The 14240-nt window shown below is 42.0% G+C and carries 14 protein-coding genes and 1 riboswitch; of the genes, 5 read left to right on the top strand and 9 right to left on the bottom strand.

Annotated features, from left to right (window positions below):
- The first annotated feature begins 50 nt into the window (after window positions 1-50).
- From IGI67_RS22300 to IGI67_RS22290, 3 genes are read left to right on the top strand one after another with little or no spacing between them, the layout of a single operon-like run.
- Window positions 51-464, top strand: a complete 414-nt coding sequence (locus IGI67_RS22300; RefSeq protein WP_429959339.1) for a NusG domain II-containing protein — start codon at window positions 51-53, stop codon at window positions 462-464.
- A gap of 11 nt (window positions 465-475) precedes the next feature.
- Entirely contained in the window at window positions 476-1042 is a 567-nt protein-coding gene (locus IGI67_RS22295; protein WP_429959338.1) for a Gx transporter family protein, read from the top strand.
- The gene (locus IGI67_RS22290; RefSeq protein ID WP_207110553.1) at window positions 1039-2025 is read left to right on the top strand and encodes a polyprenyl synthetase family protein; all 987 of its coding nucleotides are present in this window, start codon (window positions 1039-1041) and stop codon (window positions 2023-2025) included. Before IGI67_RS22295 ends, IGI67_RS22290 begins: the two co-directional genes overlap by 4 nt.
- A 37-nt stretch (window positions 2026-2062) precedes the next feature.
- Here the strand turns inward: IGI67_RS22290 and IGI67_RS22285 are convergent, their stop codons facing one another.
- From IGI67_RS22285 to IGI67_RS22265, 5 genes are all read right to left on the bottom strand, one after another.
- Window positions 2063-2416: a DUF1634 domain-containing protein gene (locus IGI67_RS22285; RefSeq protein ID WP_429959337.1), complete on the bottom strand. Its 354-nt coding sequence runs from the start codon at window positions 2414-2416 to the stop codon at window positions 2063-2065.
- Window positions 2416-3264, bottom strand: a complete 849-nt coding sequence (locus IGI67_RS22280; protein ID WP_207110552.1) for a sulfite exporter TauE/SafE family protein — start codon at window positions 3262-3264, stop codon at window positions 2416-2418. The genes IGI67_RS22285 and IGI67_RS22280 overlap by 1 nt, the downstream gene beginning before the upstream one ends.
- Window positions 3265-3379: 115 nt before the next feature.
- Window positions 3380-4957: a phosphatase PAP2/LCP family protein gene (locus tag IGI67_RS22275; protein ID WP_429959336.1), complete on the bottom strand. Its 1578-nt coding sequence runs from the start codon at window positions 4955-4957 to the stop codon at window positions 3380-3382.
- Between the two features lie 39 nt (window positions 4958-4996).
- Entirely contained in the window at window positions 4997-6133 is a 1137-nt protein-coding gene (locus IGI67_RS22270; protein ID WP_429959821.1) for an FtsW/RodA/SpoVE family cell cycle protein, read from the bottom strand.
- Window positions 6108-7256: an FtsW/RodA/SpoVE family cell cycle protein gene (locus IGI67_RS22265; protein WP_429959335.1), complete on the bottom strand. Its 1149-nt coding sequence runs from the start codon at window positions 7254-7256 to the stop codon at window positions 6108-6110. The genes IGI67_RS22270 and IGI67_RS22265 overlap by 26 nt, the downstream gene beginning before the upstream one ends.
- Before the next feature lie 113 nt (window positions 7257-7369).
- A riboswitch (M-box (ykoK) riboswitch) is annotated at window positions 7370-7537 on the bottom strand.
- 352 nt (window positions 7538-7889) lie between these two features.
- On the opposite strand from IGI67_RS22265, the gene IGI67_RS22260 reads away from it, so the two are divergent.
- On the top strand, window positions 7890-10109 hold the full coding sequence (locus IGI67_RS22260; protein ID WP_429959334.1) for a MucBP domain-containing protein: 2220 nt from the start codon (window positions 7890-7892) through the stop codon (window positions 10107-10109).
- Window positions 10110-10149: 40 nt separating this feature from the next.
- On the opposite strand, the gene IGI67_RS22255 is transcribed toward IGI67_RS22260, so the two are convergent.
- Window positions 10150-10845, bottom strand: coding sequence for an alpha/beta hydrolase (locus IGI67_RS22255; protein WP_429959333.1), 696 nt, complete (start codon window positions 10843-10845; stop codon window positions 10150-10152).
- Entirely contained in the window at window positions 10846-11481 is a 636-nt protein-coding gene (locus tag IGI67_RS22250; RefSeq protein WP_429959332.1) for a pentapeptide repeat-containing protein, read from the bottom strand.
- A gap of 140 nt (window positions 11482-11621) precedes the next feature.
- Here IGI67_RS22250 and lepB point away from each other — a divergent pair, with 140 nt between their 5' ends.
- Complete coding sequence (lepB, locus tag IGI67_RS22245) at window positions 11622-12191, top strand: signal peptidase I (RefSeq protein ID WP_429959331.1); 570 nt, start codon at window positions 11622-11624, stop codon at window positions 12189-12191.
- A gap of 180 nt (window positions 12192-12371) precedes the next feature.
- Here lepB and IGI67_RS22240 read toward each other — a convergent pair whose 3' ends face one another.
- Together IGI67_RS22240 and IGI67_RS22235 are read right to left on the bottom strand one after the other, a co-directional pair.
- Window positions 12372-12800 (bottom strand): hypothetical protein, encoded by a 429-nt coding sequence (locus IGI67_RS22240; RefSeq protein WP_207110545.1) that lies wholly within the window; start codon window positions 12798-12800, stop codon window positions 12372-12374.
- 2 nt (window positions 12801-12802) lie between these two features.
- Window positions 12803-14101, bottom strand: a complete 1299-nt coding sequence (locus IGI67_RS22235; RefSeq protein ID WP_429959330.1) for a Y-family DNA polymerase — start codon at window positions 14099-14101, stop codon at window positions 12803-12805.
- Window positions 14102-14240: the final 139 nt, after the last annotated feature.

Below are 14240 nucleotides of genomic sequence, written 5' to 3'. Positions count from 1 at the left end.
GCTAGTTCGTTTATCCAGTATCCAGAGAAAAAATAAACGAGGTGTGTACTTTGAAACTGAAGGATTTTGCAAAAAATAGTTTGCTGCGGCCTTGGGACGGTATCATTGTTGTGATTCTTGTTTTGCTCTCCTTCGCTCCTGTCGTTGTCTTCAGTCTCAACCGCGGAACAAGCACCACACAAGAAGCAATCCTTTCGGTCGATGGAAAAGAGCTCAAAACCTTTGATCTTTCGGACAAGTCGCAGGCCTACACCTATCGTTATGAAGACAAAGATGGGGACTATAATCTAATTGAAATCAATGGAAATCGGATCCGAATCAAAGAAGCCGATTGCGGAGATCAGATCTGCGTACGCCGCGGTTGGATCGATCAATCCGGCGAAACGATTGTTTGTCTGCCCCATAAATTATTGATTGAAATCAAATCCTCAGACGGAGGGGAACCCGGCAGTGTCATTTACTAGCTGCCCTTATTATGAATAAAACACAAAAGTTGATCTACATAGCACTTCTAGTCGCTCAGGGTGTGATCTTGGGCTTAATCGAGAACATGTTTCCATCCCCTTTTGCCTTTGCGCCAGGGGCCAAGCTTGGTCTCGCCAATTTAATAACGATCGTTGCGCTGTTTACTATGCCAAAAAGAGACAGCTTCCGTTTGATTTGGATGCGTCTGATTTTAACGACCCTTTTAGGCGGAACAGTATCGACCTTCTTATATAGTATGAGCGGATCGCTGCTGAGCTATTTCGGTATGCTTTTAGTTAAAAGTCTTGGACCTAAACGCGTCAGTATTATCGGCATCAGTGCTGCCGGCGGTTTCCTGCATAATGTCGGCCAACTGCTGGTCGCCAGCTGGATTGCACAGTCTTGGACTGTCATGCTCTACTTGCCGGTCATGTCTTTTTTGGGAATTCTTGCTGGAATCGTCATTGGCATCGCGGGAAATTATCTGCTGGTTCACGTACGAGCGCTGCAAAAATTTCAATTGGACTATGAATTGACACAAAAAACGAAAAAAGGATCAGGGGGCTATCAAAAATGAAACTTCATCCCATGTGGCAAGAATATCCTGATCTTGCTAAGCAATTAACGACGACCCTTGAAATGATGGAAAATGTCGTCAAATTGAAAAATAAAAAAGTCGAATCGGCCGTATTAGATATGATCCACGCAGGCGGTAAGCTTTTACGTCCAGCCTATCAACTCCTGTTTGCCCAGTTTGGACCGGATCAAGACGAAAAAAAAGCCACCTCCTTGGCTGCCTCGATCGAAATGCTCCACACAGCTACCTTGATCCACGATGATATTGTGGATGAATCAGAATTACGACGCGGCTTGCCGACAATACGGTCGGCTTTTGGAAACGATACTGCGGTTTACGCCGGAGATTATTTGTTCATTTGCTGTTTCAAGCTACTGTCAGATTACTCTACTTCTCTAAGAAGCCTTCAATTGAATTCTCGCAGCATGGAAAAAATCTTAGACGGTGAGTTAGGTCAGATGGATGACCGCTATAAGCTAGATCAAACGGTGGATGAATACTTAGAGAACATTTCAGGAAAAACGGCGGAGCTTTTTGCTTTAAGCTGCTCCGTTGGTGCGTTTGAAAGCGGCAATAGTGAACGCTTCGCAAAAAAAGCTGGAATGATCGGACTAAATATCGGCATCGCTTTTCAAATCATGGACGATCTGCTGGATTATCAAGCGGATTCTACTACTTTAGGCAAGCCTGTTTTAGAAGACGTCCGTCAAGGGGTTTACTCCCTACCTTTGATCTACGCCCTCAATCAAGACAAAGGACAATTACGTCCTTATTTAGAAAAGAAAAAACAGATGACCAGCTCAGATACACAGCATGTTCAGCAGTTGGTTCATCAATTGGGCGGCGTGGCTTACGCACAACAGCTCGCTTCAGAATATACGGAACAAGCATTAAAGGATATTCAGAAATTACCGGAGAACTTTTTCGATACAAAGGAAAAGCTTGACCGTTTGACTCGACAAATCTTAACACGAAAAAGCTAAGCAAAAATCCGCCCAATGTGGGCGGATTTTTCAATTGCTATTTTTCAACTAAACCAAAGCTCATGCCTATAATCAAAATAACTAATACGATAATCGTAATCGCAACATATAGATAATCTTTTTCTTTCGCAAAAGCGAAGATTGATACCACCACTCGCAAAACAGGTGTCAGGATCAAGCAAAAAAGCCCTAGCATAATAAATGCTTCCCCATTTAAGCGCAGCAAGCCTTGAAAAATCAGGGACAAGCTGTTCGGTACCGGTCCACTGCTTGGTAAAAATATTAATAGGAGCATTCCAATTAAAATAATAGCAGCCGACACAATCACACCCACTCGTAAAATATATCCGATAGAGCGTTCGATTTTCAACATTTCTTCCTTATTTTCCACTAAATGATCACCCCGAATCCACGAAGAACCATTTGAATCCCCATAAACAATAAAATCGGAATGAAAATCATTCGAATCACGATTGGTTTTAAGCGCGTCATGATTCGGGATCCGATCGTTGCACCAACTAAAACACCCAATGCTAATGGGGCCGCGATTTCCGGTAAGATCGCTCCACTGAAAAAGTAAACCATCGCAGAAGCCGCCGCAGTCACTCCCATCATCAAATTACTAGTCGCACTTGAAGGCTTCAATGGCATTTTCATGATGGTATCCATCGCTGTTACCTTGAATACTCCGCTGCCGATTCCTAATAACCCCGACGCAATCCCCGCACCAAACATCATGGCGAAACCGCCTGGCACCTTTTCAACCTGATAATCGATCTGCTTATCCAGCACCTTATCGTAATAGGACCCGTTTAATTTCAATTTTTCAGCAAATGAGTCTCCTGTTGACTCTTTGATTTTTTTATCCGTTTTGCCGCGCAGCTTTTGAATCATATTGATGACTGAAAACAGTAAAAAGCCTCCGAATAAAATAAATAGAAAGCCTGTCGGCACAACTCCAGAAAGCAATGCACCAACGATTGCTCCGATCGTGGTCGCGATTTCTAAAAACATCGCGACTCGCAGATTCAGCATATCATCTTTCAAATAAGCGATCGTTGCTCCTGAACTCGTTGCGATCACACAAACAATGCTGGCAGCGATCGCATATTGGATGTCTAATCCCATTACCAACGTCAAAAAAGGCGTCAAAATGATTCCGCCGCCGATCCCTAAAATCGACCCTAATATTCCGGCCAGCACACCGACCACTAGTAATAATCCTATCTGACTAAGCATAATTTCCCGCCTTTCTGCTGTTATTATAGCGCAACATTCTTTCAAAGCAGAAAATTTAGCGTCCTTATTAAGAAATCCAATAATTATTTTTCATAAAATGGATGGTTTTCGCCAGCTATTCTTTCTCCTCTATATTCAATTGTTTATGCAGCAATTCTTTCACACGATCCACTTCCTCCTGCGGGATTCTTTGATAAGAAATCCCTTCTTCGCCAGTAAAGCCATCTCCGGTGAAGCCCTCACCCTGAACCTGCTGACTATCGATTTTTGTCAAACAAGAATGGTAGCCGGTCATGATTTTCTGCATTTGCTCGAATGTTAGATCCGTCCTTCCATTTTCTCCGATACCGTCCAAAATCTTCTGATAGCTGAAAAGACTTTTCATCGAAAGCATTTTTTTGATTAGCAATTCCATCACTTCTCTTTGCCTTCCCTGTCGGCCATAATCCCCTTTAGGATCTTCGTAGCGCATGCGGGAATATTGCAGCGCCTCCCAGCCATTCAAATGCTGTTTGCCTTTTGGATAGTCGATGCCTTCTGCGGAAAAAGCAAAATCATTATTTACAGTCACACCGCCGACTGCATCCACTAATGTCTGCAGACCGTCCATATTCACTGAAACATAATGATGGATCGGAATATCTAAAAACTGTTCAACCGTCTTCATGATCATCTCTGGACCTCCGATCGAATGAGCATGGTTGATCTTATCCTCATAGTCCGCCCCAACGATCTCAACAAATGAATCACGAGGAATACTTACCAAGGTGGTTTCTTTTGTTTGATTGTTCAATGTCGCTACCATGATCGTATTCGCTCGAAAATCTGTCTTTCTTTTAGCGTCATTCGCAATTCCCAAAATCAAAATACTCATCGGCTCAGATGCGTTCGGAGTCTTCCGTTTTCCTGTTCGCTCTACGGGAGAATACATCGAGTCCGCCATTTTTTGTGAACTATGATAAAACTTTACTGCAAAAACACTTAAGCCCGAAACAAGCACGACTAAAGCGGCAAGAACACCTAATATCCCCTTCTGCCATGATAAAACACGTGATTTTCTGATTCTCTTGCCTTTCGTCTGAGCTGGCAGCAAATATGGGTAAAATAATGCGGCAGTTCCAAAGGTCAGTCCAGCTCCAAGAAGTAAACCAGTGATAACGTCACTAAAATAGTGAACACCTAAATAAATTCTGCCGCCTGCAACCGCGATCAGCAGAAATAAAAGAACAAGCTTGAGAAGCAACGGCGGTTTTTTCTTGCTGAAAAAATAGAGCAAAAGGACTGAACAAATAAAGGTCGCTATGAGCAGCGAATGTCCACTAGGAAAACTGTAAGAAGTACGGGAGATATATTGGATTTGATCCGGTCGGGAGCGCTGGATCAGCTGCTTCAGTAAATAGCCTGCAGCACTTGCAAAAACCAAGTTCCCCAAAGCCCAAAATGCCAGCCCCTTATCATTTCTCCGCAGCAAAAGGACAGCAAGAGTAATGAAAATGGCGAGCATCGGAGCAATGGTGGCCAACTTAGCTATTGCTCCTACAAAAAGCGTTGCGTAGTAAATGTTTGGCAATCGATATTGAATGAATAGATGATCCAAGTGGTGTAGCCATTGCGCATTTGCTGTAATGGCAGTGGTAAATAAAAGGACTGCAAGCAATGCGCCTATACTTTTTATAAACAATTTTTTTCGCATAATGATTATTGATTCTCCGTTCTTTTTTCAGCTAACGACCTATTTTTCACTAAATCCCAACATAATCCCTAAGCCAATGCCTAGTACGATCAAGGAGGTCCCACCTTGGCTTAGTATCGGTAAGGGAATTCCGGTCAGCGGTAAAATACCAATCGCCGCACCAATGTTTTCAAAAATTTGAAACAGCAGACTAAACACAAACGCTGCTGCAATATAGAGATTCGCTTTATTATTTGTGTTTATTGCCGCAGACAGGACTTGGTAAAACAAATAGAAGTACAGAAAAATCACCAAGGTTCCGCCGATAAACCCAAAGCTCTCACCAATTACGGTAAAGATCATGTCCGATTCACGGACAGGCACATATACGGAAGCTTGCTCTGCCTCTCGCCCAAATAATCCGCCAGATCCAATCGCGTAGAGACTCTGTACCTGCTGATACGCAATAGAATCCCGATATTGAAACGGATCGGCCCAGGCGCGTACCCGATCCAATTGATAGGTTTTAAAGTGCAGCCAATAGAGCAGCCTATTCCCCCATTGACTAAATACTAAAACCAATAATGTGTTCCCTAGAGCGGCCCCCGCACCTGTAATAGCAGCAAGTATCTTCCAATGCACTCCAGAAATAACAAACAGCGCACCTAAAATAGCAATGAAAACCAAACTCGTTCCAAAATCCCGCTGCATGAACATCAACAAGAATGTCGGCAAACTATACAAGGCAATCTTGCCTAAATAATGCAGGTCGCTTTTCATGGTCCGCTGCTGGCAGTTCCGCTCATTGATCAGTGTTAGACGAACCATAAAAAGTATAAAGCTCAACTTCATAAGCTCTGATGGCTGAAAGGAAAAACCGCCAATTCGCAGCCAACGCTTTGTATTCGTTACGGTGTACATCGCGGGATCATAAAACCAATACAAAAGGAGCATTATCCCTAATGATAAAATGTAAAAAACAGGCGCGTATCGTAATAGATGCGCCGTTTTGATCCTGCTGACTACCCCCATCGCCAGCAGTGAAAGCAGGCAGAAAATAATCTGCCTGACTACTACCTTTTTCACCTCTGCTCCGTCTAAATCAGCGGCCATCGCCTGCACACCAACGCTGATCAAATAGAATAAAAAGATCGGCAAAAACAAAGAGTAATTAAATTCGTTGCTCAAACGTTTCATCATTTGTTCGGACCTCCGAAGAAAATTTTAGACAAATACCTAGAGCCGCTGAGAGGATCAGATAGCTGGTTCCTCCATAACTGATAAATGGCAGCGGCACGCCTGTCATGGGAATCAGTCCTAAAATACTGGCAATATTAATACTTGTTTGAATCAGTAATAGTGTTCCAACACCAAAATAAATCAAGCTGATCTGCTGGCTCGTTTCCTTTGCTGCTAGTACAAATAAACGAAGAGCGATCAAAAAAAGCAGCGCTAATACAATTAAGCCGACCACCACACCTAGTTCTTCGACTAAAATCGAATAGACAAAATCCGTTTCTGCAACTGGCAGGTAGCCTTTTTTCGTAATACTGTTCCCTAAACCTCGGCCAAAGAAACCGCCGTTATAAAGAGCATAATAAGAATTGCTCATTTGAAAGCCTTTTCCGTAGGGGTCGAGAAAAGGATCTCTCACTAGCCGAACGCGATCATAGGTATGGGCAAATAATTCCGGCAAAAGATGATGACTGCCCAGCAAAAGAATGACTCCTCCTATCAGTGCAATCCCTGCGATAAGCGTCAAAAAAATGATAAGTGAAAGCTGATAAGGCAATTGAGCAGTCGTGATGATCACTAAAGCAATCCCCCAAATAATAATCGCACCTGTCACTTTTGGCTGAAGCAGGATCAACAAACCGCTGAGTAAAACCAGTCCGCTGGGAACCAGTAGTTCGCGCCTCGTTCGTTTCACTCGGAAAAAATAGGCCAAATAAAGAATCAACGCGACATTCGTTACTTCAGAAGGCTGAAACTGGATGCCCAATAAGGAAACCCATCTTTGTGCGCCATTGATACTGACTCCGCTGATCTTTACCAGCAGCAGACTCACCAATCCTAGCGCCAATAAGCTTTTTGCCAATCCACCCTTCACTAAAACAGCGCATTTCACATGATAAATAATTGCAATCAGCAGCCAGCTCAGACCCATGAAAATGGCCTGTTTACTAAATAGCGTTAGCGGATTTTCTCCTTCGGCCATCAACCGATAAGAACTAGCGCTGAAAACAATTAAAAGACCGATTAGACTTGCTCCCAAATAAGGCAGCAGCAACAGCCAATCGATCTTTTTTCTTTTCATCATATCTCTCTCCCCTTCATCAAGTAATTGTTTGAGACGAGAGAGTCCACAGCAAATAACCTAAAAAAGAGACACCAATCGTTAGCAAAAAAACTAACAAGTTGGGTGTCTCACACAATCAATCTCATCGTCTGAGTTTTAGCACTAAACAACGTAAAGAATTACTCTTAGCTATTTTATGAAAAGCCTTAATCCGACAATTCCTATTTTACACATTGGCGTCTTTCGACGTTTCTGCGCAATAGCCTATGTTTGTTTAGGAGCCTCACCTAACAAGTTTACTTATATTTATTTTCACAAAGAATACTACGTTTTTTGTCAGCAAATAGCAAAAATTTCTATAGAAAACCCAAATTTCTTTAACTTTGCTTATGAAATCCTTTACTAAAAATTTACTAGGAATAACAAACCTTTTATGATATTTACATTAAGTAAAAAAATAGTATTTACTTTTTTACTATTCATTTCTGCTAAATTCTTTGCTTAGATAATTTTTTCGGAAAATACTAGGCCTTTTTCGTCAATAAAATGAATTGTTCAAATAACGAAAATCATCGCATAAAACTTGAACAGTTTATTTATAAAAATTGCTTTATTATTTATTCATTACTAATTACTTACAAAGGAGTTATATTTGTGAAAAAGGCTTTATATTTATCCGCAATCAGTTCTATCATTTTGGGCTCTGTTGTCGGTATTCCTCTCAAAGGGAGTGCTGAAACAAATACATATGACAGCGATTCAACTATTTCAACCAGCTCTGAACCCATTCCCTCTGCTAGTTCAGTAAACAGTATCCATTCAACATCAAGTGAAGCGGAAGCAGCCCCGTCAACCAGCACGTCGGCTTCAAGTGAAAGTACAACGGTTATTCCGTCAGCTGAAACAAGTTCAACAACGAACACAGTCGAAGCACGCGCTGCCAGCTTAGACACTTGGATGCCTGATCCAGTCCTGCAGCAAATCGTCGCAAAAGCTATTGGGAAAACAAAAGATACATTGACCCAAGAAGATATGCCGAAGCTGACCAGCCTCTTCATCCAAAATACCGACACTGCCTTAGCTAGCTTAAAAGGGTTAGAGCTGGCAGGTAATTTGGAATATTTCTACATGAATTCCAATAATCAAATCAGTGATTTTTCCGTGTTAGCCAGCTTGCCAAAATTGAAGCAGGTCTACCTGATGGGAACAAATGTCACCGATCAAAATGTTCCAATTTTCGGGCCGGTACTTACTCAATTAAATCTTTCTGGGAGCAGCGTGACCAATAACGTTTATGACAAAATCACTAAAATGACGAATTTGGAATCCTTAACCTTCGAATCCAATATGAACATTACCACTATTGAGCCTGTAATTGCTTTGACAAAACTAAAGGAATTGCGTGTCCAATTTTGCGGTATCACTGATTTTAAACCGATCAATCAAATGCCTGCACTGACACAGCTGGCTGCATACGGTCAGAATACTGGCCGAGGCGATGCTGCAACGCCGATCAATGCTGATCAATTGAATTACGATGCAGACAAACAGACGATCTACATTCCGTTTTCAATCATGCCAAACCGCATGACGAACTTCGATGGCTATGTACCGCCGTTCACTACTTCAAATAGTGCTAGTCAAACATATTTTGATTTCAATGGTGGACAGCTGGACAGCAGCCGCTTAGCTATAACAGACGAAGGGGTTACTGTTTCCGGTGTTACACAAGAAGAGTTTGATCAATTACAAACGTTTAAGTACAATGCCCGTTTGAATAATCCTGCTGGAACATACAATCAACCGGAAAGATTTACTTTTTACGCTATCTCAGCTGGAACCTATTTGCACCAATTCACTGTTCAACACACCACTCTTTCACCGGGGCTGATAATTAAATATGTAGATGAAAGCGGCGATCGAATTCGTGAAAATCAAACGATTACAGGAAATGTTGGAGAGTCTTATGATACGACCACGGAAAACTATCAGTTGACGATTCCTGGCTACTCCCTGGATCAAGATCAATTGCCTTCCAATGCAACTGGCGAATTAACTGCTGATCCACAAACGGTCACTTACGTTTATAAACGAAATTCAGCTATTTTAAATGCGCATGATTCCACGATTTACGTTGGCGATGCGTGGAAATTCGAGGACAACTTCGACGGCGGAACCGATCCTTATGGGCAGCCGATCACGATCAATGATGTTCAAACCGAAGGAAGCGTTGATAATACCAAAGTCGGGAAATATAAAATCACTTATACGTATAACCGTGTTCCTAATAGAAGCTGGACAGGCGATCATGCTGAAGCGACCGCTACAGTCACCGTGATCGATCCTGAAAAAGAAGCAAAACCTGTAACAATCAAGTACCTTGATCCAAAGGGCAAAGAAATTCATGCAAAAAAAGTCTTAACTGGTAAAATCGGAGCTGCTTTTGATGTGTCGGGCAAGGAATATCAGCCAACAATCAAAAACTATACCTTAGATAAAAAACAGCTTCCTAAAAATGCTAAAGGAAGCTTTAGCGATCAAGCACAAACGGTTATCTATGTCTATCAGCCTGTAATGACACCAGCGACTGAGACAAGCGAGCCTTCGGGAACTACTTCGTCCAGCGTTGATACAACAGCTACAACGACAACGGACACGCATTCAACAGGTGGAATTACTGATTCGAGCAAAGGCACTGTCAAACCGGCAGGCGGCTCTATCAACACCAAGCGACAAACGACCGCTACAAAAAATGCGGCCGCAAAATTACCGAAAACCGGCGAAGCGATTACTCCAAAGTATCTGATCGCTGGCACCAGCATGCTGCTTCTGGCAGCGGCTCTGCTTGTTTTCAGTCGCAAAAGAATAAAATAAAAGAACAGCCTGGCTAAAAAAATTTAGCCAGGCTGTTCTTTTATAGATTTGCTTCCAACCATTTCTGATAGAAAGCTAATTGTTCAGCCGTATGGAAGAAATGCTCTCCCTGCTCAAAGACAGTTAATAAGCTTTGAGCAGCCTCCGAAAATGTTTCAATGGTCGCTCTTGATGTCAAGTTGTCTTTTCCGCCATACAAAATATTTGTCGGGATATCCCATTTGATTGGATGCTCAACAACATAGGAATAATAATCCCATTCTACTGTTTTTACGGGCGTTTCAATCCGCTTTTCCCGCTTCAGATCAGCTGGAGTCCGTTGCGACCAAAGCAGCATATTTTCGATCAACTCCTGCATATCGACGATCGGCGACAAAAAGAACCCTTGATCGATCTTCCTATTTTGACACACTAGCATTCCAAAATACGCCCCCATGCTGCAGCCAAATAACGAAATACTTTCTGCCTGTTTTTCTAATTCAAAAAGGAGATGCTGCGCGTCTGCAACAACATTTTGCGGAGTCAGCTCATAGTCCTCTTCTTTGCGTTCCCCATGCTCCGGTAAATCAAAGCTCCAAACCTGATACCCCTTCTTCGTTGCCGTTTCCGCTAAAAGCCGAATCACGGTATCCTCTTTATGAGATTGATCTCCATGAAAAGCTAAAAGTATTTTTTTACTCGGTTCTCCCCAACGTATGACAGGAATCCCCTGAATCTTCCTCTGTTCTATTTTCATTTATTCCTCCACAATCTCCAATCCTAACCCAGCCGCGATAATCAGCGCTTGGTATGAATCGACCTTTAATCCCTTCAGCTGCTCCATTGAAAAGGCAATTTTGCCAAATTGATTGCTGGTAAAATCTAAACCAGACAATTTCGTACGCATCCAATTACTATTGTCCAAATCATTATTCAGCAAAAATAGATGCTTCCAGGTGACCTCAAAAAATTCGCTGTCGGTCATTTTACAATTTTCAAAAGCCACATTTTTCAAGTTGGTGGCGCTGAAGGAGCCAAAACTAATAAGACAATCCTTGAATTGACAATCCCGCAAATAGCTTTCCGCAAAATTACAGCCTGTCAGCTTGCAATTTTCTAAAACCACTTGATGGAAGCTGCCGCCGATCCATTCAAGATTGGAAAAATCACAATTTTTAATGACCACATTGCTGGCTTCAAAGCGGATCAGCTTCGTACGCTGCATCGTCACTTTTTCTAAAATCGATCGCCGCAGCACGAGATTTTCACAGTTCAAGTAGCTATAGTCAAACTCGACACCGTGAACCTCTTCAATCACAGCTTCGTCCTCTAAGTAAAAATTTTCAGTAAAACTCTTTGGTAAAATCGGTGATGCTGGATAATTTTTCTTCATCGCTCTACTCCTGCTCATCATTCATTTTATGTTCTAAGTTTCCCATAAATCATAAGATTTCTCTAGCCCAAATCTAAAAGAGAGTTTTAAAAGAGCTTTTTATTTTGAAGAATGATAAAATTTATCAACGAGGTGACCTTATGAGCAATAAAATAAAAGAATGGCTTCCGGTAGTCATAATCATAGCATTGATTTTTCTCGCTAGAATGTTTGTTTTTTCTCCAGTAAAAGTCGAAGGCCATTCGATGGACCCTAGCCTTCATGACAAACAGCGGCTGATTACGTCTAAAATATCCAACTTAGACAGACAAGACATCATCACTACTAAAGAGCCGGATAATCAAAGCATTTATGTAGTAAAACGCATCATCGGCTTGCCCGGTGATCACGTAGAAATGAAGAACAATGTCCTAACAATCAACGGCAAAGAATATGCTGAGACCTATCTCGATGAATTCAAAGAAAAGTTCAAAGAAGATAAGCTTTTCGAGGAGTATTCCTACAGCAAAGCGTTTCAAGAGCAGGCAGCCAACGCGACTAGTTTTACCGATGATTTCGATGTGGTCGTCCCTAAAAATCAATATTTCGTTTTAGGTGATAACCGATTGATCTCTAAAGACAGCCGGATCTTCGGCTTCGTTGACAAATCCTTGATCCAAGGAAAAGTGATTCTGCGTTTCTGGCCATTAAATGAGCTGAAGCTATTTTAAGCGTGCCGCAAAAGTAATAATTAGAAGGTCTTTTTGAAAAATACTTTACAAATTTAAAGTCAAACGCTCCTATTGCTTTCGATTACGAAAGTATAGGAGCGTTTGACTTTCATTTATGCTTTTAATAAAATTTGGAGTTGGGCTCATCGTTTCCTTCATCTACAGGAAGCTCTTAAACAATTATTCGAGCGGCTTAGTAATTTTTTCTGTCAGGATTTTCTTAGGGCCTAATAAGGTAACGTGGTGGATCTGTTCGATTGTTAAATGAAGCATGCCTCGTTCCTCCTCGTTCAAATAAATTTGTTCTTCTTTTTGACCGACGATTTTTCCCACAAGGTCATTCAAATAGTTTCCTTCATTGTCTAAGGTCTCCAGCTGAATAGCAAGCCGCTTATTTTTAAGATACCCTTGCTGCAAAACTTCTCCGATTTCTTCCAAACTCATTTGTTCTTTTCCGGCATTGATGTGATTCCGTTCCACAGCCTCCTTGCCTAAGACCGCCGTATGATCTGATAAGTAAAAACCAATCCACTTCATCATTCCGCGATCCTGGTAGGTTTGCTTAGCTTCCATAAAAAGCTGCTCTGCACTGTCATCATCATAAATCATGGCTAATCCATTCCTTCCATTCCACCAGCATGACCGCCCACCAAGCCGGCTCTCTTAATTGCTGTCGCGCCTTCGTTCAATGAATGCGCTCGAACGATCGAAGTGAAGCTGTAGCGGCTCCGAATTTGGGCAATGACCTCATCAATTTTTTCTTCCTTGATCGTTTGATTCGGATCTTCAAAAAGATTTAGCTGTAAACTGCCAGCCGGACGCAGAGAAGAGACAGTAATGGAAATATTTCGGACTTCAGATTTATCCCAATACTTTTCAAATAATGAAAAAGCAACACGAGTCAGCTCCTTCGCTTGATGCGTCGGCGGAATCTTCAGCTGGTGGTGAAATCCGCCGCGCTTCCCGCTGCCAAAATAGGCATAAGCGATCCCTAGATGCAGCGTACCTCCTAAGACGTCCGCTTTACGCAAACGTTGGGCGACCTGTTCGCAGATTTCCGCTATTACTGTCAAAATATCTCCTTTATGAGCATAATTTTTCGGTAGAACCTGTGAGTTGCCGATTGATTTTTCTTTAGTAGGATACAAATCTTTTTGCGAAAGCACTGACCGGTCGATTCCCCAAGCATGCATGTAATGCTGCATCCCCATCACGCCAAAATGATTTTTCAAAACAAACGGATCAGTGTGGGCTAAATCCCCCATCGTTCTTAATCCCATCATTTGATAGCGGCGTTCCATTCGATTGCCGATACCGCAAAAGTCATTCAAGCGCAGCGGCCAAATTTTTTCTGGAACATCCTGATAGTGCCATTGAGCAATACGCTCTTTATCGTGCTTCGCCTCAATGTCCATCGCAATTTTCGCTAATAGTGGGTTGTCCCCCATCCCAAGGGAGGTATAAATCCCTACCTTTTCAATGATTTCTTTCTGGATCATCCTGCCGACTTCTGCCGAACTATTGCCAAATAACTTCCAGCTATGAGTCAAATCACCAAATTGTTCATCAATACTATATGTATGAATGTCCTCTTCTGCCATATATGAACGAAGAATCTCCTGAATACGCATGTGATATTGGATATACAGCGTCATTCTTGGCGGCACGATATGCAGCCTTGGATGATTAGGAATTTCAAAACCGCGGCTGACATTACTGATCCCCAGCTCTTTTTTGGCCATCGGACTGGCCGCTAAAACCAACCCTTCATTCTCACGATCACCGCTCATGACGACTAATAAATCTTCCAGTGGTTCCAACCCATGCTCGATACATTCCACACTGGCGTAAAAACTTTTGGAGTCCATACAAAAAACATCTCTGACAGGTTCTCCTTCATAAATGTTCATCAAAACCACCTCCTAAAAACCAAACGTATGTTCGTTTTTAGTTTAAGATTATTCTGGCTTTTTGTCAATCATTTACTTAGCTGAGCTAATTTCATAATTCACCTTTTTAGAAAAGCAAACACTGGTCCAATTTCAAAAT

The organism is Enterococcus sp. AZ196, from assembly GCF_050498845.1.
In the GTDB taxonomy this organism is placed as follows: Bacteria; Bacillota; Bacilli; order Lactobacillales; family Enterococcaceae; genus Enterococcus_A; species Enterococcus_A murrayae.
This window is presented reverse-complemented; position numbering and strand designations above follow the sequence as displayed.

Excerpts from the sequence above, each read along its gene's own strand:
- IGI67_RS22240 (WP_207110545.1), bottom strand. The coding sequence starts at position 12,800 with ATGATTTATGATGATGACAGTGCAGAGCAGCTTTTTATGGAAGCTAAG.
- IGI67_RS22265 (WP_429959335.1), bottom strand. The coding sequence starts at position 7,256 with ATGATGAAAAGAAAAAAGATCGATTGGCTGTTGCTGCTGCCTTATTTG.
- IGI67_RS22250 (WP_429959332.1), bottom strand. The coding sequence starts at position 11,481 with ATGAAGAAAAATTATCCAGCATCACCGATTTTACCAAAGAGTTTTACT.
- IGI67_RS22255 (WP_429959333.1), bottom strand. The coding sequence starts at position 10,845 with ATGAAAATAGAACAGAGGAAGATTCAGGGGATTCCTGTCATACGTTGG.
- IGI67_RS22295 (WP_429959338.1), top strand. The coding sequence starts at position 476 with ATGAATAAAACACAAAAGTTGATCTACATAGCACTTCTAGTCGCTCAG.
- IGI67_RS22290 (WP_207110553.1), top strand. The coding sequence starts at position 1,039 with ATGAAACTTCATCCCATGTGGCAAGAATATCCTGATCTTGCTAAGCAA.
- lepB (WP_429959331.1), top strand. The coding sequence starts at position 11,622 with ATGAGCAATAAAATAAAAGAATGGCTTCCGGTAGTCATAATCATAGCA.
- IGI67_RS22275 (WP_429959336.1), bottom strand. The coding sequence starts at position 4,957 with ATGCGAAAAAAATTGTTTATAAAAAGTATAGGCGCATTGCTTGCAGTC.
- IGI67_RS22270 (WP_429959821.1), bottom strand. The coding sequence starts at position 6,133 with ATGAAACGTTTGAGCAACGAATTTAATTACTCTTTGTTTTTGCCGATC.
- IGI67_RS22280 (WP_207110552.1), bottom strand. The coding sequence starts at position 3,264 with ATGCTTAGTCAGATAGGATTATTACTAGTGGTCGGTGTGCTGGCCGGA.
- IGI67_RS22235 (WP_429959330.1), bottom strand. The coding sequence starts at position 14,101 with ATGAACATTTATGAAGGAGAACCTGTCAGAGATGTTTTTTGTATGGAC.